The organism is Streptomyces sp. NPDC046870, from assembly GCF_040704595.1.
GTDB lineage: Bacteria > Actinomycetota > Actinomycetes > Streptomycetales > Streptomycetaceae > Streptomyces > Streptomyces argyrophylli.
Genome location: NZ_JBEYXM010000001.1, coordinates 350,390 through 371,898, shown reverse-complemented (window position 1 = coordinate 371,898; position 21,509 = coordinate 350,390). Strand labels below are relative to the sequence as shown.

General features: G+C 72.6%; 16 protein-coding genes and 3 tRNA genes. 9 read left to right on the top strand and 10 right to left on the bottom strand.

Features of this window, described 5'->3' with window-relative positions; translation table 11 throughout:
• Positions 1–17 precede the first annotated feature (17 nt).
• The 3 genes from AB0946_RS01690 to AB0946_RS01680 all read right to left on the bottom strand — a co-directional run bounded on the left by AB0946_RS01690 (position 18) and on the right by AB0946_RS01680 (position 3,202).
• Positions 18–683, bottom strand: a complete 666-nt coding sequence (locus AB0946_RS01690; RefSeq protein WP_366758651.1) for a class F sortase — start codon at positions 681–683, stop codon at positions 18–20.
• A gap of 123 nt (positions 684–806) precedes the next feature.
• Positions 807–1,316 (bottom strand): hypothetical protein, encoded by a 510-nt coding sequence (locus tag AB0946_RS01685; protein ID WP_366758650.1) that lies wholly within the window; start codon positions 1,314–1,316, stop codon positions 807–809.
• A gap of 236 nt (positions 1,317–1,552) precedes the next feature.
• Positions 1,553–3,202, bottom strand: coding sequence for a M4 family metallopeptidase (locus AB0946_RS01680; RefSeq protein ID WP_366758649.1), 1,650 nt, complete (start codon positions 3,200–3,202; stop codon positions 1,553–1,555).
• Positions 3,203–3,352: 150 nt separating this feature from the next.
• Between AB0946_RS01680 and AB0946_RS01675 the strand changes: the two genes are divergently transcribed.
• Positions 3,353–3,781 (top strand): gamma-glutamylcyclotransferase family protein, encoded by a 429-nt coding sequence (locus AB0946_RS01675; RefSeq protein WP_366758648.1) that lies wholly within the window; start codon positions 3,353–3,355, stop codon positions 3,779–3,781.
• Position 3,782: 1 nt separating this feature from the next.
• Here AB0946_RS01675 and AB0946_RS01670 read toward each other — a convergent pair whose 3' ends face one another.
• From AB0946_RS01670 to AB0946_RS01660, 3 genes are all read right to left on the bottom strand, one after another.
• Positions 3,783–4,643, bottom strand: a complete 861-nt coding sequence (locus tag AB0946_RS01670) for an arylamine N-acetyltransferase (protein WP_366758646.1) — start codon at positions 4,641–4,643, stop codon at positions 3,783–3,785.
• 53 nt (positions 4,644–4,696) lie between these two features.
• Entirely contained in the window at positions 4,697–6,943 is a 2,247-nt protein-coding gene (locus AB0946_RS01665) for a molybdopterin oxidoreductase family protein (protein ID WP_366758645.1), read from the bottom strand.
• Between the two features lie 103 nt (positions 6,944–7,046).
• The gene (locus AB0946_RS01660; protein WP_366758644.1) at positions 7,047–7,727 is read right to left on the bottom strand and encodes an ElyC/SanA/YdcF family protein; all 681 of its coding nucleotides are present in this window, start codon (positions 7,725–7,727) and stop codon (positions 7,047–7,049) included.
• Between the two features lie 153 nt (positions 7,728–7,880).
• On the opposite strand from AB0946_RS01660, the gene AB0946_RS01655 reads away from it, so the two are divergent.
• The 5 genes from AB0946_RS01655 to AB0946_RS01635 all read left to right on the top strand — a co-directional run bounded on the left by AB0946_RS01655 (position 7,881) and on the right by AB0946_RS01635 (position 14,707).
• The gene (locus tag AB0946_RS01655; protein WP_366758643.1) at positions 7,881–8,666 is read left to right on the top strand and encodes a CbiX/SirB N-terminal domain-containing protein; all 786 of its coding nucleotides are present in this window, start codon (positions 7,881–7,883) and stop codon (positions 8,664–8,666) included.
• Positions 8,667–8,735: 69 nt separating this feature from the next.
• Complete coding sequence (locus AB0946_RS01650; RefSeq protein WP_366758642.1) at positions 8,736–10,010, top strand: deoxyguanosinetriphosphate triphosphohydrolase; 1,275 nt, start codon at positions 8,736–8,738, stop codon at positions 10,008–10,010.
• A 104-nt stretch (positions 10,011–10,114) separates the two neighbouring features.
• On the top strand, positions 10,115–11,380 hold the full coding sequence (locus AB0946_RS01645) for an FAD-dependent oxidoreductase (protein WP_366758641.1): 1,266 nt from the start codon (positions 10,115–10,117) through the stop codon (positions 11,378–11,380).
• Positions 11,381–11,427: 47 nt separating this feature from the next.
• Positions 11,428–13,332: a DNA primase gene (gene dnaG / locus AB0946_RS01640; protein WP_366758640.1), complete on the top strand. Its 1,905-nt coding sequence runs from the start codon at positions 11,428–11,430 to the stop codon at positions 13,330–13,332.
• 160 nt (positions 13,333–13,492) lie between these two features.
• Entirely contained in the window at positions 13,493–14,707 is a 1,215-nt protein-coding gene (locus tag AB0946_RS01635; RefSeq protein WP_366758639.1) for an RNA polymerase sigma factor, read from the top strand.
• Between the two features lie 83 nt (positions 14,708–14,790).
• Here AB0946_RS01635 and AB0946_RS01630 read toward each other — a convergent pair whose 3' ends face one another.
• The 4 genes from AB0946_RS01630 to AB0946_RS01615 form a co-directional block, all read right to left on the bottom strand.
• On the bottom strand, positions 14,791–16,719 hold the full coding sequence (locus tag AB0946_RS01630; RefSeq protein WP_366758638.1) for an ABC transporter ATP-binding protein: 1,929 nt from the start codon (positions 16,717–16,719) through the stop codon (positions 14,791–14,793).
• Positions 16,719–18,452, bottom strand: coding sequence for an ABC transporter ATP-binding protein (locus AB0946_RS01625; protein ID WP_366758637.1), 1,734 nt, complete (start codon positions 18,450–18,452; stop codon positions 16,719–16,721). Before AB0946_RS01625 ends, AB0946_RS01630 begins: the two co-directional genes overlap by 1 nt.
• Before the next feature lie 105 nt (positions 18,453–18,557).
• The gene (locus AB0946_RS01620; protein WP_366758636.1) at positions 18,558–19,997 is read right to left on the bottom strand and encodes an FGGY family carbohydrate kinase; all 1,440 of its coding nucleotides are present in this window, start codon (positions 19,995–19,997) and stop codon (positions 18,558–18,560) included.
• Positions 19,998–20,031: 34 nt separating this feature from the next.
• Positions 20,032–20,337, bottom strand: coding sequence for a YtxH domain-containing protein (locus AB0946_RS01615; protein ID WP_366758635.1), 306 nt, complete (start codon positions 20,335–20,337; stop codon positions 20,032–20,034).
• Between the two features lie 158 nt (positions 20,338–20,495).
• On the opposite strand from AB0946_RS01615, the gene AB0946_RS01610 reads away from it, so the two are divergent.
• The 3 genes from AB0946_RS01610 (at position 20,496) to AB0946_RS01600 (ending at position 20,899) form a co-directional block, all read left to right on the top strand.
• Positions 20,496–20,568, top strand: a tRNA-Asn gene (locus AB0946_RS01610).
• A 6-nt stretch (positions 20,569–20,574) separates the two neighbouring features.
• Positions 20,575–20,647 (top strand) — tRNA-Asn (locus tag AB0946_RS01605).
• Positions 20,648–20,822: 175 nt separating this feature from the next.
• Positions 20,823–20,899: transfer RNA gene (locus AB0946_RS01600), tRNA-Ile, on the top strand.
• Positions 20,900–21,509: the final 610 nt, after the last annotated feature.

Genomic DNA, 21,509 nt, shown 5'->3' with positions numbered 1-21,509 from the left:
CGAAAAGACCCCGGCTCTCAGCGGCTGCCCGTCAGATGGGCGAACACCACCACGTTGCCCTGGTAGCCGGTGGTCCTGGAGTAGCCGCCGCCACAGGTGATGACGCGGAGTTCGGGGCGGGGGGCGGCGCCGTACACCTTCTCGTCGGGGAAGTCGTGGGCCGAGTACACCTCCACCGCGTCCACGGTGAACACGGCCACCGAGCCGTCCCGGCGGTCCACCTCGATGCGGGCGCCCCGCTTCAGCGCGCCCAGGTCGTAGAAGACGGCGGGGCCCTCGGTGTTGTCGACGTGGCCGGCGACGATCGCGGTGCCCGTCTCGCCGGGGGTGGTGCCGGCCTCGTACCAGCCGGCCAGGTTCTTCTCCTTGGCGGGCGGTGCGTCCAGGCTGCCGGAGCGGGTCAGGGCCAGGCCCACGAGGGGCGCGTTCACCCGGATCGCGGGGATGCGGATGCGCAGGGGCGGGGACGGCGCGAGGCCGGGCGCCCCGGCCCGCGTACCGCCCGGGTCGGGGCGGCCCTCGGCGGCGGACGGCTGCGGTGGGGTGTGCGGGCCGGTGCCGCCGCCCAGCAGCCACACGCCGGAGCCGAGGGCGACGACGGTGACGGCGGCTATGGCGGTGTCGCCGAGCCGGGCGGCCCTGGCGCCGCGAGCCGTCCCGCGGTTCCCGGCGGCCTTGCGCATGCCAATCCCCTCTCCCGGGGGCGTGCCCCCGAAGGGCCCCTTCCCCCTCCGGGCCGCGAGGGGCGTCGGACCCGGAGGGGGCGGGATGTGCGGTACCGGCGGACGGACAGCGGAGGGTGTCCGTCAGATCCCGTCGCCTCTCGCCCGGCGATGCAGGAGCCAGGTACCGCCCGCGGCGGCGACGGCCAGTGCCGCCACGCCCGCCGCGGTCTGCACGGGGTCGGGGCCGAGTCCGCCGCCGACCCCCGTCTTCACGCTTCCTCGCGGCAGCACCTGCTGGTGCACCGCGCTCAGGGCCACCACCAGGTCGCCCGCCACCTGCCGGTCGCCCTCGGCGCACCGGGCGACGATCTCGTAGGTCCCCGGCTGCGCGCCGGGCGGCACCCGGAACTGCCCGATCGCCTCGCCCTCGTGCGCGGTGGGCGCCAGCAGGAACGTGCCGGCACCGACCGCGCCCGCGTCCCCGGTCGCGGGTCCCGTGTCCCCGCACGCGGCCGTGTTCACCGTGACCTGGCCGCCGGGTGCCACGGTCGCCGGGTACAGGTCCAGACGGCCGGTCCCGGCCGCGTGGGCGGGTGCCGCGGCGGTCACGGCGAGCGCGGTACCGGCCAGCAGACGGGCAGTGCGTCGCATGGTGCTCCCCAGGGCTTGTCCGACTCGTCCAGGGGTGCGCCCCTGCCCTACCGAGGTAAGTCGCAGTCGCGGGGATCCGCTTCCCGGGGCGGTGCCGGGAATGCGGTGAACGGGTGGCGCGAAAGGCCCCCCACACGGCCTAGCCGGAGCGTGTTCCGGCAGGTCGGAGCCGTGTGAGGGGCCCGGTACGAAGAGCACACGATTGGCCCCCACCCGCCGGGGGAGGCCGCGCGGGCTCAGTTCACGTTGACCGCGCTCCAGGCGGCGGCCACCGCGTTGTACTCGGTGCTGCCCGCGCCGTAGAGGTCCTTGGCGGCGTTGAGGGTGGCCGTGCGCGCGCCCGCGTAGTTGGTCGAGGAGGTCATGTAGACGGTCAGCGCCCGGTACCAGATCTTGCCGACCTTGTCCCGGCCGATGCCGGTGACCGTGGAGCCGTTGTACGTCGGCGAGTCGTAGCCGACGCCGTTGATGGTCTTGGCGCCGCTGCCCTCGGCGAGCAGGTAGGCGAAGTGGTTGGCGACTCCCGAGGAGTAGTGGACGTCCAGGTTCCCGACCGACGAGCTCCAGTAGTCGGCCGAACTGCCGTCCTTGGACGGCTTGTCCATGAAGCGCAGGGCCGCCTTGCCGAAGCCGGGCTTCACGATCTTCTCGCCGATGAGGTAGTCACCGGTGTCGGAGGAGTTGTTCGCGTACCACTCCACCATCGTGCCGAGGATGTCGGAGGTGGCCTCGTTCAGCCCGCCGGACTCGCCCGAGTAGGTCAGCGCGGCGGTCTTGGACGTCACGCCGTGCGTCATCTCGTGCCCGGCGACGTCGAGGGCGACCAGCGGCCCGAAGGTGGTGCCGTCACCGTCGCCGTACGTCATGCAGAAGCAACTGTCGTCCCAGAAGGCGTTGTTGTAGTTGCTGCCGTAGTGGACGCGGTTGTACGAGCCCTTGCCGTCGCCCGCGATGCCGTTGCGGCCGTGGATGTTCTTGTAGTAGTCCCAGGTCTCGTTGGTGCCGTACTGGGCGTCGACGGCGGCCGAGGCGCGGTCCGCGGTGGTGCCCGAGCCCCAGTGGTTGTCGGCGTCCGTGAACAGGGTCGCGGGGGCCCGGCTGAAGCAGATGCCGAAGACGCACAGGTCGGTCTTGCCCTCGGCGTCACCGGTGTAGGTGTTGCCCCGCGTCGGGTCCTTGAGCTGGTACGAGGTCCCCGACTGGGTGGTCTCCAGCGGAACCGTGCCGCTGTAGAGGCCCTTGCCGTCGCCGGTGGCCGTCTCGATGCTGTCCCAGGCGTCGATCTGCGCGCCGGTGCGCGCGTCGGTCAGCACGGTGCGGGCGACGGGGTTGCCGAGCGAGTCCAGGCCGGCCGCGTCGGTGCGCCAGGCCAGCTTCGGGCTGCCGTGCAGGGCGTCGACCACCAGCACCGGCTTGGCCTTGGCCTGCTTCAGCGTCGTGCCGGGGTGGGCCGCGCGCAGGGCGCTCACCGCGAGGCCGGCGGCCTTGGGGCCGGAGACCCGCGGGGTGACGGAGGGCACGGAGATCGCCTGCCGGGTGGCGCGGTCGGCGCCGCGGTAGGCGCCGTCGGGGGCGAGGTGGACGACGAAGTCGCCGCCCAGGACGGGGAGCTGACGGTAGGTGCGGTCGTAGCGGACGTGCTGGGTGCCGTCCTTGTCCACGACCACGTCCCGGACGCTGGTGTCCTGGGGCGCGCTGAGGCCCAGGGTCGTCGCGTGGGCCAGGAGGGCCGAGGCCGCGTTCTCGACCGCGGTGGCCCGGGTCGGTCCGGCGTCGGCGTGGGCGGCGGGGGAGAGGGCGGCGGCCAGCAGGGTCGCGGTGGTCAGGGCGACACCGGCGGTGGCTGTGCGGCGGGTTCCTCGGACGTGCTGCCGTATCCGGCTCATCTGTCTCCTCGGGGAGGCGCCAGGCTGGGGGTGGGGGTGGCGCTGACGTGTCACCGAGATTTAAGAGGGCATGACATGTCATGTCCATAGCGCGTTCATGGATCTTCGGGGAGATGTGTGGGGAGCCGGGGAGGGTCCAGAATCGTTTCCGTGATCGCCGAGGACCCCCGCCCCCTGCCCTTCTTCGTCTACGGCACCCTCCGCCCCGGCGAGGCCAACCACGACCTCTACCTGCGCGGCCGCACCCTCGCCGAGGAACCGGCGCGCCTCATCGGGGCCGTGCTGTACGACGGCCCCGGCTACCCCTACGCCGTCGAGGAGCCCGGCGGCACCGTGCGCGGGGAACTGGTGACCGCCCGCCCCGAGGCGTACGGGGAACTGCTGACCGCCCTCGACCGGCTGGAGGAGTACGAGCCGGACGGCCCCCGCAACCTCTACGAACGCCTCGCCCGGGACGTCGTACGCACGGCCGGCGGCACCGTCCGGGCCTGGGTCTACCTGGCCGCCCCGCGCGTCGCCGCCCGGCTGCGCGCCACCGGCACCCGCATCACGGACGGCGACTGGTTCTCCCGCCGCTGAGTCAGGACAGCAGGGTGACCCCCTCGGGCACCTCGATGCCGAACTCCTCCTCCACCAGGCGCCGCGCCTCCGCCTCCTCGGCCAGCGTGCGCCCGCTCACCGTGCCGTCGGCGCGCGTCTCGGTGAACCGGGCGCCGTCGAGGGCGAGATGACGATCCGCGGTGGTCCGCTGGAGGTAGGGGCGGCGGGTGAACGGGGACCGGGGGTGGGTGCCGACGAACCAGTTGAAGACCTCCAGGTCGGACGCGGCGAACAACTCCTGGGTGAACGCGTACTGACCCGCCCACGCCCCTTCGCCCGGTCCGCCGCGGGGGTCGTGGGCCTGCAGCTCCCACAGCTCCAGCGGCCCGTCGTGCGGCAGCCGCACCAGCCGGTGCCGGCGGCCGGCGCCCTCGAACTCGATGCCGGTCACCAGCGGCACCGGCAGCAGCAGCGCGCCGGGCGCGCCGAAGCCGACGTCCGCGAGGTACGGCAGCGGCTCGCCGGGCACCTCCACCCGGAGCATCGCGTGCGTCCGGGGCCGGCTCTCCGGCGTCTCGGCGCCCACCACGACCCGGCCGGCCAGCAGGGCCACCCGGAAACCGAGCGCCTCCAGCGCCAGCCGGAGCAGGATGTTCTGCTCGTAGCAGTAGCCGCCGCGCCGGCCGTGGATCATCTTGGCCATCAGGTCGGCGGGCGCGAGGGAGGGGGCCGTGCCCCGCACCGGGTCCAGGTTCTCGAAGGGCAGCGACAGCGCGTGCGCCAGGTGCACCCCGCGCAGGGTGGCCGGATCGGCCCGCCGTTCGCCCTTCCAGCCGATGCGCTCCAGGTAGGCGTCGAGGTCGTACGCCTCGCTCCGCTCGCTCGAATCGGTGTCGGACATACCCCGAACCTATGCGAACGTCACCCCCTCGTGCCTCGGCCGGCGGACGGATCTCACCGGTCCGCCGGCCCCAGGACCTCCACCCGCACCGCGCACGACTTGAACTCCGGCATCCGGGACGTCGGGTCCAGGGCCGGGTTGGTGAGCGTGTTGGCGCGGCCCTCGCCCGGCCAGTGGAAGGGCATGAAGACCGTGTCCGGCCGGATGGCACCGGTGATCCGCGCGGGCGCGACGGCCCGGCCGCGCCGGGACACCACCGCCACCCGGTCGCCGTCGGCCGCCCCCAGCCGGGCCGCGAGCCGCGGGTGCAGCTCCACGAACGGGCCGGGCGCCGCCGCGTTCAGCTCCGCCACCCGCCGGGTCTGCGCCCCCGACTGGTACTGCGACACCACCCGCCCGGTGGTCAGCAGCAGCGGGTACTCGGCGTCCGGTTCCTCGGCCGTGGCCCGGTGCACCACGGGCACGAACCGGGCCCGGCCGTCCGGGGTGGCGAAACGGTCCAGGAACAGGCGCGGGGTGCCGGGGTGCACGACGGCCGGGCCGGAAACGGCGTCCCCGGTGGTCCCGGCATCCGCCGTGAAGGGGGCGGGCGGCACGTCGGCGGTGTCGCCGGGGTCCGCCGCCGGGTCGTCCGGCAGCGCGTCCAGGACCGCGTCCTCGCCGTCGGCCGCCCCCGTACCCCCCGTCCCACCCGGACCCTGCGGGCACGGCCAGAAGACGCCGTTCTCCTCGGCCAGGCGGCGGTAGGTGATGCCGGAGTAGTCCGCCGGGCCGCCGGCGCTCGCGCGGCGGAGTTCCTCGAAGACCTCCTCCGGGTCCGCCGGGAAGCCCTTCTCCACGCCGAGGCGGGCGGCCAGTTCACGCAGGACGTACAGGTCGCTGCGGACGCCGGGCGGGGCGGCGACGGCCTGCCGGCGCAGCAGCACCCGGCCCTCCAGGCTGGTCGTCGTGCCCGTCTCCTCCGCCCACTGGGTCACCGGCAGCACGACGTCCGCCAGCTCCGCCGTCTCCGACAGGACGACGTCGGCCACCGCGAGGAAGTCCAGCGAGCGCAGGCGCCGCTCGACGTGGGCCGCGCGCGGGGCCGACACCACCGGGTTGGACCCCATCAGCAGCAGCGCCCGGACGTCCGTGCCGAGGGCGTCGAGGAGTTCGTACGCGCTGCGCCCGGGACCCGGCAGGCCGTCCGGGTCCACGCCCCACACCCCGGCCACGTGCCGCCGCGCCGCCGGGTCGTCCAGCTTGCGGTACCCGGGCAACTGGTCGGCCTTCTGGCCGTGTTCGCGTCCGCCCTGCCCGTTGCCCTGCCCGGTCAGACAGCCGTACCCGGAGAAGGGACGGCCCGCGCGGCCGGTCGCCAGGCACAGGTTGATCCAGGCGCCCACCGTGTCCGTGCCCTTGGACTGCTGCTCCGGCCCGCGCGCGGTGAGCACCATCGCCGCCTCCGGCTCGCAGAACATCCGCACCGCCTCACGCAGTCGCGGCACCGGCACCCCGGTGATCCGCTCCACGTACTCCGGCCAGTGCGCCATCGCCGCGGCCCGGGCCTCCTCCCACCCGGTGGTCCGCTCCCGGATGTACTCCTCGTCCGTCCGCCCCTCGGCCACCACCAGGTGCAGCAGCCCCAGCGCGAGGGCGAGATCGGTCCCGGGCCGGGGCGCGAGGTGCAGGTCCGCCTGCTCGGCGGTCCGCGTACGGCGCGGGTCGACGACGATCAGCGTGCCGCCGTTCTCCCGCAGCTCCGTGAAGAACCGCAGCGACGGCGGCATGGTCTCGGCCAGGTTGGACCCGACGAGGATCACGCACCCGGTCCTCGGGACGTCCTCCAGCGGGAACGGCAGTCCCCGGTCCAGGCCGAACGCCTTCGTACCGGCCGCCGCCGCCGACGACATGCAGAACCGGCCGTTGTAGTCGATCTGCGAGGTGCCCAGCACCACCCGGGCGAACTTGCCGAGCGCGTACGCCTTCTCGTTGGTGAGCCCGCCCCCGCCGAACACCCCCAGCGCGTCGGCGCCGTACCGCTCCCGCGTCGCCCCGAGCCGCTCGGCGATCCGGTCCAGCGCCTGGGGCCAGTCCGCCTCCACCAGCCGGCCGCCGTCGCGCACCAGCGGCACGGTCAGCCGTACCGCGGGCGACAGCACCTCGGCCGCCGTACGGCCCTTGCCGCACAGCGCGCCCCGGTTCACCGGGAAGTCGGCGCGCTCGGTGACCTCGACGCCCCCCCGGGGCAGGGACGTGATGTTCATCCCGCACTGCAGGGCGCAGTACGGGCAGTGGGTGGGCGTCGAGGTGTTCTCCATGCCGCCCAGCGTGCGTCGTACGTGTTACGGCCCCGGGCCGCCTCCGGTTACACGCCCGGCACGGCGACCTCCCCGCGCCGGCCGGCCGGCCGTGAGGCCGCGGTCACCGGCCGGCGGCCAGCGCCCGCGCCACCCCCGGCTCCCTGGGCCCCAGGAACGTCGGGTCCGGCTGGAAGACGGCGTCCAGCACCGCCTTGCCCGCCGCGAACACCTCGCGCGTCCCGCCGTAGTACCAGGTCACGTCGTGCACGGCGTCGACCCCGACCCCGTACGAGGTGACCCCCGCCGCCTCGCACAGGGCCACCGCCCGCCGGATGTGGAAGCCCTGGCTGATCAGCACCGCCCGGTCCACCCCGAAGATCTTCTTCGCCCGGACACAGGAGTCCCAGGTGTCGAACCCGGCGTAGTCGCCGACGATCCGCGCGTCCGGCACCCCGTGCTCCGTGAGGTAGGCGCGCATGGCGTCGGGCTCGTCGTAGTCCTCCCGGCTGTTGTCCCCGGTGACCAGCACCACCTCGATCCGTCCCGCCCGGTACAGCGCGGCCGCCGCGTCCAGCCGGTGCGCGAGGTACGGCGAGGGCTGCCCCTGCTTCCACAGCCCCGCCCCGAACACCACCGCGACCTCGGTGCGCGGCACGTCCGCCGTCGTCCGCAGCCGGTCCGCCGTCGACACGTACAGCCAGGCCGACGGCAGCAGCGCCAGTACACACCCGGCCATCACGGCCTGCACCAGCCGCCGCTGCCCGGTCCGCGTGCGCGGCCATCGCGGTCGGCGCATCCTCATACGGCCCCCTGTGCTCGCTCCCGACCAAGGAGGACGCCACAGGCGCCGTCCCGGTTCGCCTCACACCGTGCATCCGTACGCCGTGAACCCGGGGAAAACACCGGTGACGGCCGTGCAACGGGCACGCAACGTCTCCCGGTCAGGATCGTTTCCATGACGGCGTCCATCCCCCTCCGCACCGGCAGCCGGCTCCTCGCCCCGCCCGGCCGCCGCCCGGCCCCGCCGGCCCTCGTGCTGGTGGCCCACGGCAGCCGGAACCCCCGGGCGCTCACCACCGTACGGGCCCTGATGGACCGGGTCCGCGCGCTGCGCCCCGGCCTCCCCGTCCACCTGGGCCACATCGAGCTGAACGAGCCCCTGCTCCCCGGCACCCTCGCCGCCCTCGGTGACACCCCGGCCGTCCTCGTCCCGCTCCTCCTCAGCAGGGGCTACCACGTCAAGCGGGACATCCCCGAGATGGCGGCGGAGGCACCGGTACGCGCACGCGTGGCCGCCCCGCTCGGCCCCCACCCGCTCCTCGCCGAGGCCCTGCACGCCCGCCTCCTCCAGGCCGGCTGGCCCGCGGCCCTGGACGGCACCGCCCGCCGCGAGGCCGCGGTCGTCCTCGCCGCGGCCGGCTCCCGCGACCCCGACTCGGCCACGGACACCCGGCACACGGCCCGGCTCCTCTCCGCCCGCCTGGGCGTCCCGGTGCTCCCCGCGTACGCGTCGGCGGCGGCTCCGACGGTTCCCGCGGCTCTGCGCGCACTGGCGGCACGCGGCCGGCACCAGGTGGCGGTCGCGTCGTCCTTCATGGCCCCGGGCCGCTTCGCGACCCGGTGCGCGGCCCAGGCCCCCTGGATCGCGTCGGCCCCCCTGGGCGCCCACGACGCGATGGCGCGGCTGGTCCTGCACCGCTACGACGAGAGCCTGACGGAAAGGTCCACGGCGGCCGCCTGAAAGACCACACCGCGCCCGCGCCCGCCGGCGGAACCCGACCCGGCGCCCGATTGGGCTTACTGTCGACCCATGGAAGGCACCGGACTCCCCACGGAATACGACCCGACGTCAGTCGAGCGATGGGCCCCCGAACCCGACAAACGCCCGGGCCGCACAGCCTTCCAGCGCGACCGCGCCCGCATCCTGCACTCCGCCGCCCTGCGGCGTCTCGCCGGCAAGACGCAGGTGGTGACCCCGGGCACCAGGAGCCAGGCCTGGGACGCCAGCCCCCGCACCCGCCTGACCCACTCCCTCGAATGCGCCCAGGTCGGCCGGGAACTGGGCGCGGCACTCGGCTGTGACCCCGACCTGGTCGAGGCGGCCTGCCTCGCCCACGACCTCGGTCACCCGCCCTTCGGCCACAACGGCGAGACCGCGCTCAACGAGTTCGCCGACGACTGCGGCGGCTTCGAGGGCAACGCCCAGTCCCTCAGGCTCCTCACCCGCATCGAGCCCAAACGGTTCACCCCCGAGGGCTCCGTCGGCCTCAACCTGACCCGCGCCACCCTCGACGCCGCCACCAAGTACCCCTGGCAGCGCGGCTGTCACCCCACCGACCCGGGGTCACGGAAGTTCGGCGTGTACGAGGACGACCGCCCGGTGTTCGACTGGGTGAGGCGGCACGCCCCCGGCACCCGCACCTGCTTCGAGGCACAGGTCATGGACTGGTCGGACGACGTCGCCTACTCGGTCCACGACGTCGAGGACGGCCTGCACGCCGGCCACATCGACCCCGACTGCCTGCACGCCGAGCCGGAACGCCGGGCGGTGTTCGAGGCCGCGCTCGGCCGGTACGTCCCCGTGGACACCGACCCCGCCGAACTCGCCGCCGCCCTCGACCGCCTCCAGGACGAGGAGTGGTGGCCGCACGGCTACGACGGCACGGCGGTCGCCCAGGCCCGGCTGAAGGACGCCACCAGTCAGCTCATCGGCCGGTTCTGCCTGGCCGCCGAGGGCGCCACCCGCGCCGCCTGGGGCACCGGGCCGCTGACCCGCTACGACGCCGAACTCGTCGTACCCCGGGGGACCCGCATGGAGTGCGCGGTCCTCAAGGCGGTCGCGGACCGGTTCGTGATGCAGCGCGCGGAGCAGGAGCGGCTCCGCGCCGACCAGCGGGTCATCGTCGCGGAGCTGGCCGAGGCGCTGACCGCCCGCGCCCCCGAGGGCCTGGACCCCCAGTTCCGGGCGCTGTTCGACGCGGCGGACGACGACAAGGCGCGCAAGCGGGTGATCGTGGACCAGATCGCCTCCCTGACCGACGCCTCGGCGCTCTCGCTGCACGCGAGACTTAGGGGGCATATGTGAGAGGAACATGACCCTCCATGGCCTGATCGGGTCACACCCTCTTCCCGCAGCACGCCGCGTGCGGGACGCTCGCATGTGGCGGCACCCTTACGAGGAGGCATCAAGTGGTCGACGCGGACCAGACATTCGTCATCGTGGGAGGCGGTCTCGCCGGCGCCAAGGCGGCCGAGACGCTCCGGGCGGAGGGCTTCACCGGGCGGGTGATACTGATCTGCGACGAACGCGACCACCCCTACGAGCGCCCGCCGCTGTCCAAGGGCTACCTGCTCGGCAAGGAGGAGCGGGACAGCGTCTTCGTGCACGAGCCGTCCTGGTACGCGCGCAACGACGTCGAGCTGCACCTCGGCCAGACCGTGGACCGGATCGACCGTACGGCGAAGACGGTCCGCTTCGGTGACGACGGCACGATCGTCCGCTACGACAAGCTGCTGCTGGTCACCGGCGCCGAACCGCGCCGCCTGGACATCCCCGGCACCGATCTGGCGGGCGTCCACCACCTGCGCCGCCTCGCGCACGCCGAGCGCCTCAAGGGCGTCCTTCAGCACCTCGGCCGGGACAACGGGCACCTGGTGATCGCCGGCGCCGGCTGGATCGGCCTGGAGGTGGCGGCGGCGGCCCGGGGCTACGGCGCGGAGGTCACGGTGATCGAACCGGCGCCGACCCCGCTGCACGGCGTGCTCGGCCCCGAGCTGGGCAACGTCTTCGCCGCGCTGCACCGCGAGCACGGCGTCCGCTTCCACTTCGGGGCGCGGCTCACCGAGATCGTCGGCCAGGACGGCGTGGTCCTCGCGGCCCGCACGGACGACGGCGAGGAGCACCCGGCGCACGCCGTCCTCGCGGCGATCGGCGCGGCACCCCGGGTCGCCCTCGCCGAGGCGGCCGGCCTGGAGATCGCCGACCGGGCGCACGGCGGCGGCATCGCCGTCGACGAACGGCTGCGCACGTCCGACCCCGACATCCACGCGGCCGGCGACGTGGCGTCCTTCCCGCTCGCCCTGTTCGGCACCCGGCTGCGCGTCGAGCACTGGGCGAACGCGCTGAACGGCGGCCCGGCGGCGGCACGCGCGATGCTGGGCCACGAGGCGGTCTACGACCGGGTGCCGTACTTCTTCACCGACCAGTACGACCTGGGCATGGAGTACAGCGGATGGGCGCCGCCGGGGTCGTACGACGAGGTGGTGATCCGGGGCGACGCCGGGAAGCGGGAGTTCATCGCGTTCTGGGTGAAGGAGGGACGCGTGCTGGCCGGGATGAACGTGAACGTGTGGGATGTCACAGAGCCCGTCCAGAAGCTCATCCGTTCCCGGGCCCAGGTGAACGTCGAGGCGCTCTCCGACCCGCACGTCCCCCTCGACAGCCTCGTCCCGTGACCTCCGCGAGCACCGGGACTGTCACCGCGCCCCCGTAGAATTCACGCGTGGCAGGACGGATCAACGACGAGGACGTGAAGGCGGTACGGGACGCGGTCCCGATCGACGCCGTGGTCTCCGAGTACCTCCAGCTGCGCAACGCGGGCGGCGGCAACCTCAAGGGCCTGTGCCCGTTCCATGACGAGAAGTCGCCGTCCTTCCAGGTCAGCCCCAGCAAGGGACTCTTCCACTGCTTCGGCTGCCAGGAGGGCGGCGACACCATCACCTTCGTGATGAAGGTGGACCACCTCTCCTTCTCGGAGGCGGTGGAGCGGCTGGCCGCGCAGGCCGGCATCACGCTGCGGTACGAGGAGGGCGGGTACAACCCGGCCCACCAGCGCGGTGAGCGCATCCGCCTGGTCGAGGCGCACAAGATCGCCGCCCAGTGGTACGCCGAGCAGCTCGCCACCAGCCCCGAGGCCGAGACCGGCCGGGTCTTCCTCGCCGAGCGCGGCTTCGACCAGGCCGCCGCCGTCCACTTCGGTGTCGGCTACAGCCCCCAGGGCTGGGACCACCTGACCCGCTACCTGCGCGGCAAGGGCTTCACCGACAAGGAGCTGGTCCTCTCCGGCCTCGCCCAGGAGGGCCGCCGGGGACCCATCGACCGGTTCCGGGGCCGGCTGATGTGGCCGATCCGGGACATCGGCGGCGACGTCGTCGGCTTCGGCGCCCGCAAGCTGTACGAGGCCGACACCGGCCCGAAGTACCTCAACACGCCCGACACCCCGATCTACCGCAAGAGCCAGGTGCTGTACGGCATCGACCTGGCGAAGAAGGAGATCGCCAAGAGCAGCCGCGCGGTGGTGGTCGAGGGCTACACCGACGTCATGGCCTGCCACCTCGCCGGTGTGACCACGGCCATCGCGACCTGCGGCACGGCCTTCGGCGGCGACCACATCAAGATCCTGCGCCGGCTGCTGATGGACAACGGCTCGGCCCGGGTGATCTTCACCTTCGACGGTGACGCGGCCGGGCAGAAGGCCGCCCTGCGCGCCTTCGAGGACGACCAGAAGTTCGCCGCCGAGACGTACATCGCCATCGCCCCGGACGGCATGGACCCCTGCGAACTGCGCCTCGCCAAGGGCGACGAGGCCGTGGCCGACCTCGTCGAACCGCGCACGCCCCTCTTCGAGTTCGCGCTCCGCCAGATCGTGAGCCGCTACGACCTCGACACCCCGGCGGGCCGCGCGGCGGCGCTGGACGAGGCCGCGCCGATCGTCGCCCGGATCAAGAACAGCGGCGCCCAGCACGAGGTCGCCGTCGAGCTGGCCGGCATGCTCGGCATCCTCGACACCCAGTTCGTGGTCCGCCGGGTGGCCCAGCTGGCCCGCTGGGCCCGCGACGGCAAGGGCCCCCAGCAGCAGGACCGGCGCCGCCCGGCCGACGACCAGTGGACACAGACGCCGCGCCCCGCCCGCTCCGGGCCCGCCCTGACCCTGCGCAACCCGGTCTTCGCCGCCGAACGCGAACTGCTCAAACTCGCCCTCCAGCGCCCCGAACTGGTCTCCCCGGCCTTCGACGCCTACGGCGTGGACGAGTTCACCGCCCCGCCGTACGCCGCCGTGCGGCAGGCCGTCGCGGAGGCGGGCGGCGCCGAGTACGGCGTCCCGGACCCGCAGGAGTACCTGGTCCGCGTCCGTGAGGCCGCGCCCGACGACACCGTGCGCGCGATGGTGACCGAACTGGCGGTCGAGCCGATCCTGCGCCGCACGGTGGACGAGACGTACGCCGGCACGGTCCTCGTCCAGATCCGCCGCCGTGCCGTGGAACGCCGCATCCGCGACATCCAGTCCCAGATGACCCGCCTGTCCACCGCCGGCGACCCGGCCCAGCTGGCCGCCGTACAGAACGAACTCTGGATCCTCCAGCAGTACGACCAGGCACTGCGCGAACGGGGCGCGGAGGCGCTGTGACGCCGGGGGCGGCGATGGCGCCGGCCCGTGCGGTGAGCGACCCGAGCTGTTCCGTCATCCAGTGCCCCGCAGTTGCCCGTCGCATAGTCCGGCGGGACAGATGACCGGCCGGTGACGGACCGGACGCAAAAAGTCACCGCACGCCCCTCGTGGCGGACTTGTGTCGTACTCCACACTGGGGGCGGTGCCCGAGCCTCGGAGCGCACGCTGCCGCACACCTTCAGCAGCGATCATCCTGGAGGTCGCCCCCGTGCAGACCCAGACCCTCACCCAGACCGACAGCAGCACCAGCGCCACCGTCATCACCGCTGACGACCCGGACGCGGAGGCGGACGTCCTCGCGGCCGTGCCCCCGCAGAGCCGTGCCGGCCTGCATCCCGAGGCGGAGCCGCCCGCCGATGCGCTCGCGGACGAACCCGAGGAACCCGTCGAGGTCCCGGCCGTCGCCCGGGTCGAATCCGGCGGGCCCTCCGCCGACCTGTTCCGCCAGTACCTGCGCGAGATCGGCCGCATCCCGCTGCTCACCGCCGCCGAGGAGGTGGAACTGGCCCGCCGGGTGGAGGCCGGCCTGTTCGCGGAGGAGAAGCTCGGCACCACCCCCGACCTGGACAGCGCACTCGCGCTGGACCTGGACCGGCTCGTCGTCATGGGCCGCATGGCCAAGCGCCGGCTCATCGAGGCGAACCTGCGGCTCGTCGTGTCCGTGGCCAAGAGGTACGTCGGCCGGGGCCTGACCATGCTCGACCTCGTCCAGGAGGGCAACCTCGGGCTCATCCGGGCCGTGGAGAAGTTCGACTACGCACGCGGCTACAAGTTCTCCACCTACGCCACCTGGTGGATCCGGCAGGCCATGTCGCGCGCGCTCGCCGACCAGGCCCGCACCATCCGGGTGCCGGTCCACGTCGTGGAGCTGATCAACCGGGTGGTGCGGGTCCAGCGGCGTATGCTCCAGGAGCGCGGCTACGAGCCGACGGCGGAGGAGGTCGGCGCCCATCTGGACCTGCCGCCCGAGCGGGTCGGCGAGGTGCTGCGGCTCGCCCAGGAGCCGGTGTCGCTGCACGCCCCGGTCGGCGAGGAGGACGACGTCGCCCTCGGCGACCTCATCGAGGACGGCGACGCGGCGAGCCCCGTCGAGTCCGCCGCCTTCCTGCTGCTGCGCGAGCACCTGGAAGCGGTGCTGTCCACGCTGGGGGAGCGCGAGCGGAAGGTCGTCCAGCTCCGGTACGGCCTGGTCGACGGCCGCCCGCGCACCCTGGAGGAGATAGGCCGCATCTTCGGCGTGACCCGCGAACGGATACGGCAGATCGAGTCCAAGACGCTGAACAAGCTCCGGGACCACGCGTTCGCGGACCAGTTGCGGGGCTACCTGGACTGAGGGGGCCGCCGCCGCGCAGCGGCCCCCCGTGGCCGGGGCCCAGGGCCTCTCGTTTGGATCAGGCCTGATCCGGACGAAAGTCCCTAGTCGACCTCGGCCACCGCCTGCGCGAACTGCGCCTTGTACAGCCGGGCGTAGGCCCCGTCCGCCGCCAACAGCTCCTCGTGCGCGCCCTGTTCGACGATCGAGCCGTTCTCCATCACGAGGATGGTGTCCGCGTCCCGGATGGTCGACAGCCGGTGCGCGATCACGAACGACGTGCGGCCGGCCGCCAGCTTGGCCATCGCCTTCTGGATCAGCACCTCCGTCCGCGTGTCCACGGAGCTCGTCGCCTCGTCCAGCACCAGGATCACCGGGTCGGACAGGAACGCCCGCGCGATGGTGATCAGCTGCTTCTCACCGGCGCTGACGCCCGTGCCCTCGTCGTCGATCACGGTGTCGTAGCCGTCGGGCAGGGTGCGGATGAAGCGGTCCGCGTGGGCCGCCCGGGCCGCATCCTCGATCTCCCCGCGCGTGACCTCGCGGGAGGCGCCGTAGGCGATGTTCTCCGCGATGGTGCCGCCGAACAGCCAGGTGTCCTGGAGCACCATGCCGATCCCGGCCCGCAGCTCGTCCCGGGTCATGCTCCGGATGTCGACCCCGTCCAGGGTGATCCGGCCACCGGTGACGTCGTAGAACCGCATCAGCAGGTTGACCAGCGTGGTCTTGCCCGCGCCGGTCGGGCCGACGATCGCCACCGTGTGCCCCGGTTCCACCGTGAGCGACAGGTCCTCGATCAGCGGCTTCTCGGGGTCGTACCGGAACGACACGTGCTCCAGGCGCACCCGCCCGCGCAGCTCCCCGGGCCGCTCGCCCGGCACCGGATCCGCCTCCTGCTCCTCCGCGTCCAGGAGTTCGAAGACCCGCTCGGCCGAGGCGACACCGGACTGCACCAGGTTCGCCATCGACGCGACCTGCGTCAGCGGCATCGAGAACTGCCGCGAGTACTGGATGAAGGCCTGCACGTCGCCGATGGACAGGGCGCCGGACGCGACCCGCAGACCGCCGACGACCGCCACCAGCACGTAGTTCAGGTTCGACACGAACATCATCAGCGGCTGCATCACACCGCTGTGGAACTGCGCCTTGAACGCGGCCTGGTACAGCGCCTCGTTCTGCTCGGCGAACTGCCGCGCCGACTCCTCCTGCCGCCCGAACACCTTCACCAGGGTGTGCCCGGTGTACATCTCCTCGATGTGCGCGTTCAGTTGGCCGGTGGAGCGCCACTGCTGCACGAAGTGCGGCTGCGACCGCTTGCCGACCCGGGTGGCGACCACGAACGACAGCGGTACGGTGACCAGCGCCACCAGTGCCAGCAGCCAGGACACCCAGAACATCACCACGAGCACGCCGACGATGGTCAGCACCGAGTTGATCAGCTGGCCCATCGACTGCTGGAGCGTCTGCCCGATGTTGTCGATGTCGTTGGTCGCCCGGGACAGCACCTCACCGCGCTGGCGCTTGTCGAAGTACGACAGCGGCAGCCGCGACAGCTTCGCCTGCACGTCCTTGCGCAGCCGGTACATCGTGCGGTTCACGGCCCGGTTGACCAGCCGCGTCGCGACCGCCATCAGCAGGCCGGCGACCAGGAACACACCGAGCGCGAGCAGCAGGACGTGCCCGACGGCGTCGAAGTCGATGCCCTTGCCGGGCGTGAAGTCGGTGCCCCCGAGCACGTCCGCGATGCGGCCCTGGCCACGCTCGCGCAGGGAGTCCAGGACCTGCTCCTTGGTGGCGCCGGCCGGGAAGCGCCGGCCCACGATGCCCGCGAACACCAGGTCGGTGGCCCGGCCGAGGATCTTCGGGCCGATCACGCTCAGGCTCACGCTGACGACCACGCACAGCAGCAGGCCGTAGATCGTGAGGCGTTCCGGTCTGAACTGGGCGACGAGCCGTTTGCCCGACCCCTTGAAGTCCATCGAGCGCTGGTCGGGGCCGCCCCCGGCCATCATGCGTCCCATGGGCCCGGCCATCAGGCGGCCTCCGCTTCCGTCAGCTGGGAGAGCACGATCTCCCGGTAGGTCTCATTGGATGCCATCAGCTCGGCGTGCCGGCCGGAACCGACCACCCGGCCCTCGTCCAGCACGATGATCCGGTCCGCGTCCCGGATGGTCGCCACCCGCTGGGCGACGATCAGGACGGTCGCCTCGGCGGTCTCCCGGGCGAGCGCGGCGCGCAGGGCCGCGTCCGTGGCGTAGTCCAGCGCGGAGAAGGAGTCGTCGAAGAGGTAGATCTCCGGGCGCTGCACCAGCGTGCGGGCGATGGCGAGCCGCTGCCGCTGGCCACCGGAGACGTTGGTGCCTCCTTGCGCGATCGGCGCGTCCAGGCCGCCCTCCAGCTTCCGCACGAAGTCGGCGGCCTGGGCCACCTCCAGCGCGTGCCACAGCTCCTCGTCGGTGGCGTCCGGGTTGCCGTACCGCAGGTTGGTCGCGACGGTGCCCGCGAAGAGGTACGGCTTCTGCGGCACGAGCCCGACCGTCCGGGCGAGCAGGTGCTGCTCGATCTCGCGGACGTCGACGCCGTCCACCAGGACCTCGCCCTCGGTGGCGTCGAACAGCCGGGGGACCAGGCCCAGCAGGGTCGACTTGCCGCTGCCGGTGGAACCGATCACGGCGGTCGTCTGCCCCGGCCGGGCCACCAGGTCGATGGACTTCAGCACCGGCTCCTCGGCACCCGGGTAGCGGAAGCCCGCACCCCGGATCTCCAGGTGCCCGTGCGCCCGCAGCTCGGTGACCGGGGCCGCCGGCGGTACGACGCTCGAATCGGTCCCGAGGACGTCCTGGATGCGTTCGGCGCACACCTCCGCGCGCGGCACCATCATGAACATGAAGGTGGCCATCATCACGGACATGACGATCTGCATCAGATAGGCGAGGAACGCGGTGAGGTCACCGATGGCCATCCCGCCGCTGTCGATCCGGTGGGCGCCGAACCACACCACCGCGATGGACGACAGGTTCACCACCGTCATGACGATCGGGAACATCAGGGCCAGCAGCCGGCCGGTGGCCAGCTGCATGCCGGTCAGCTCGCCGTTGGCCTCCCCGAACCGGCCCTGCTCGTACTCGTCCCGGACGAAGGCGCGGATCACCCGGTTGCCGGTGATCTGCTCGCGCAGCACCCGGTTCACCGTGTCGAGCCGGACCTGCATCGCGCGGAACAGCGGGCGCAGCCGGCGCACGATGAGCGTCACCGAGACGCCGAGCACCGGCACCACCGCGACCAGTACCCCCGACAGCGGCACGTCCAGTCCGAGGGCCAGCACGATGCCGCCCACGCACATGATGGGCGCCGACACCATCAGGGTGAACGACAGCAGGACCAGCATCTGGACCTGCTGCACGTCGTTCGTCGTACGGGTGATGAGCGAGGGCGCCCCGAAGTGACCCACCTCACGCGCGGAGAACGACTGGACCCGGTCGAAGACGGCGCCGCGCACATCCCTGCCGAGCGCGGAGGCGGTCCGGGCGCCGTAGTACACGGCACCGATGTTGCAGACCACCTGCACCAGCGAGATGCCGATCATCAGGGCGCCGAAGGACAGGATGTAACCGGTGTCACCCTTCACGACACCGTTGTCGATGATGTCCGCGTTCAGGGTGGGCAGGTAGAGGGTGGCGCAGGTCTGCAGGAACTGCAGCGCCACCAGCAGGGCGATGGGTTTCTTGTAGGGCCTGAGATAGGTCCGCAGAAGTCGTATGAGCACGCTACGTCTCTCGGAGTCGGCGACAGGGGCTGGTCGGTTGCCCTTGGCCCCTATCGTCGGACACTCCACCGGCGTTACCTCAACTGTTTAATCCACCGCCGGTCCTCACGAGCGGAAGGCCCCCGGATGGGTCTGCTCCCGCACGGCCGTGTACTGCTGACGCACCGCCTGGCCCACGGCCAGCTCCTCGCCGGGCTCCAGCACCTGAGCCGCCGCGCCCTGCCAGGCCGGCGGGGTGCGCGGGTCGAGTGTGCCCTGCGACACACCGAGCGCCCAGGCCGCCTGCCGGGCCGCGCCGATCGCCGTGTAGTCCGCGGGCTGCGGTACGACGACCTGCGCGCCGAACAGCGAGGGCGCCGATGCCTGTACGGCGGGCAGCTCGGCGGCCGGGCCGAGCAGGAAGATCCGGCGCACGTCCACGCCCCGCCCGCGCAGCACGTCGAGCGCGTCGGCCAGCCCGCACAGCATGCCCTCGAACGCGGCCCGCGCCAGGTGCTCCGGCTTCATCGACTCGCGTCGCAGCCCCGCGAGGGTTCCCGCGGTGTGCGGCAGGTTCGGCGTCCGCTCACCCTCCAGGTACGGCAGCAGCACCAGCCCGTGCGCGCCCGGCGTGGACTTCATCGCCAGCTCGGACAGGCTCTCCAGATCCGGCAGGCCGAGCAGCTCGGCGGCGCCGCGCAGGGCGCGTACGGCGTTGAGGGTGGTGACGACCGGCAGGTGCATGCCGGTGGCGTCGGCGAGGGAGGTGATCATCCCGGACTGGTCGGTGAGCGCCTCGGGGTGCACGGCCATCACGGAGCCGGACGCCCCGAGGGACACGACCGCGTCCCCCAGCCCGATGCCGAGCCCGAACGCGGCGGCCATGGTCTCCCCGGTGCCGGCGGAGATCAGCAGACCCTCCGGGGTCGTACCGGCCGCGTCGGACGGGCCGATCACCTCCGGCAGCACCGCCTGGTGACCGAGGGCCAGCTCGACCAGGTCGGGCCGGTAGGCGCCGGTGGCCGCCGACCAGTAGCCGGTGCCGGAGGCCCCGCCGCGGTCGGTGGTCCGCCGCACGGGCCGCCCGAGCAGCTGCCACACGAGCCAGTCGTGGGCCTGGAGCAGGACGGCCGTGCGCAGCGCGTTCTCGGGCTCGTTCTTCGCGAGCCAGCGCAGCTTGGTGATCGGCTGGGCCGCCTGCGGGACGGATCCGACCGCCTGCGCCCAGGCCTCCCGGCCGCCGAGCGCGTCCACGAGGTCGGCGGCCGCGACCTGGGCGCGCTTGTCGCCGCCGACCATCGCGGGACGCACGGTGTTGCCCTGGGCGTCGAGCGGGATCACCGCGTTCTGCTGGGCCGACACGCCGATGGCCTGCACGCCCTCCAGCAGACCGCCGCCGGCCGCCTCACCGAGTGAGAGCAGCCAGGCCTGCGGATCGATGTCGCTGGGCCGGCCCTCGACCGGGTGCGGGGCGTACCCCTGCCGTAGTACGGCACCGGTGTCCGTGTCGCAGACCACGATGCGTGTGAAGTCCGGTGAGCTGTCCAAGCCGGCGACTATCCCCATGCGGAGAATTTTGCCGCATTCCGGGGAGTGGCCCTCACGTGTTGCTCGTGCCCCAGTCGTCCTCGGTCCTGCCGGCGCCGTTGCGGTCGCGCAGGGAGCGCACGGGGTGGGCCACCGACTCCGGGACCCGGTCGCCGACCTTGTCGCTGACCGTGTGCAGGGCCTTGCCCGCGTAGACGCGGCCCTGCTGGGCCGCCGTCTCGGCGGTGTTGCGCACCGCGGGGTTCTGCGCGATCCGGCGGGCCGACTTCTTCAGCTGCTCGTAGCGCTCGCGACCGGCCCTCGTGCCGAGTACGTAACCGAGGGCCAGTCCGGCGAGGAATGTGAGCCGGTAGCGCATGGCTGCCACCCTTCCCGTGCGTAGGTTTCTGGTACCGCGCTGGCGCCGGGGATACCGATTGGCGGAGCACCCCCCTGCTTGCGCTAATGTATGTGTCGCAGCGAGCGCCCGCCCCCTGGCGAATACCCAGGTAGGTACGTTCGATGCAAACGAGGCGATCCTCCGTAGCTCAATTGGCAGAGCAGCCGGCTGTTAACCGGCAGGTTACTGGTTCGAGTCCAGTCGGGGGAGCTTCGGTCCTCCGTAGCTCAATTGGCAGAGCAGCCGGCTGTTAACCGGCAGGTTACTGGTTCGAGTCCAGTCGGGGGAGCGCTGAACGAGGACCCCTCCGGGGTCCTTTTTCATGTCCCCGGGAACCGCCGCGGCCTGCGGCGCTGTCCTCACGGTCATGGGCAGCGCGGAAGCCGACCATCCGAGGCAGGAGATCGTATGAGCGGCTATGCTGCGGCAGACGGCGCGCACACTTGTACGCGACACGCCGCTATGGGGCGGTAGCTCAGCCGGTTAGAGCAGCGGACTCATAATCCGTCGGCCGTGGGTTCGAGTCCCACCCGCCCCACCACGCAGGCTTCTGGCCTGCGGAACGTCTCTTCTTGGCAGGGAGATCATGAACTCCGGCCCAACGGAGAGAATCCGCTGCTCAGGGGCGCTGTCGGAAGCTGTCGAGGATCGCCCAGCTGCTTCTGACAGGGCTCTGACCTGCAGTGACACGACTCAGTGGACGCACAGTGGACGCGAGGGTGTGGAACTGGCTGCAGGGTGGTGTGGCCGGTTCGAGGGGCAACGGGATCGTCGGGGAAGTTGTCCGAACTCGAGGTGTCCGCCCCTGCGATCCGGGCAAGGGGCGCGTCACGTGGCCAGGGTCGCGGAACCGAACGCAGCAGCTGAAGCCGTAACGCCGGTGCCCCATGCCGACATCCGACGGCAGTCGATGTGCGGTGGTGGGTGGCAGCCCGGAAGTGGCACGTTGGCTTTCAAGCGCCACGTAGGCCAGGTGCCACCCAGGCGGCGCAACAGGGCGGTGGCGATGGGATGTTGTGGACGGCACTGACCGGCGCACACCGCGGCGGGCGAGGTGGAGGGCGGCGCGGATGTGGCGCGGGGGCGCGATCTTCGCCGCGCTCTGACAGAAGCGACCGTGCCAGGAGCGCGCCGCACCGACGTGGTCGGCT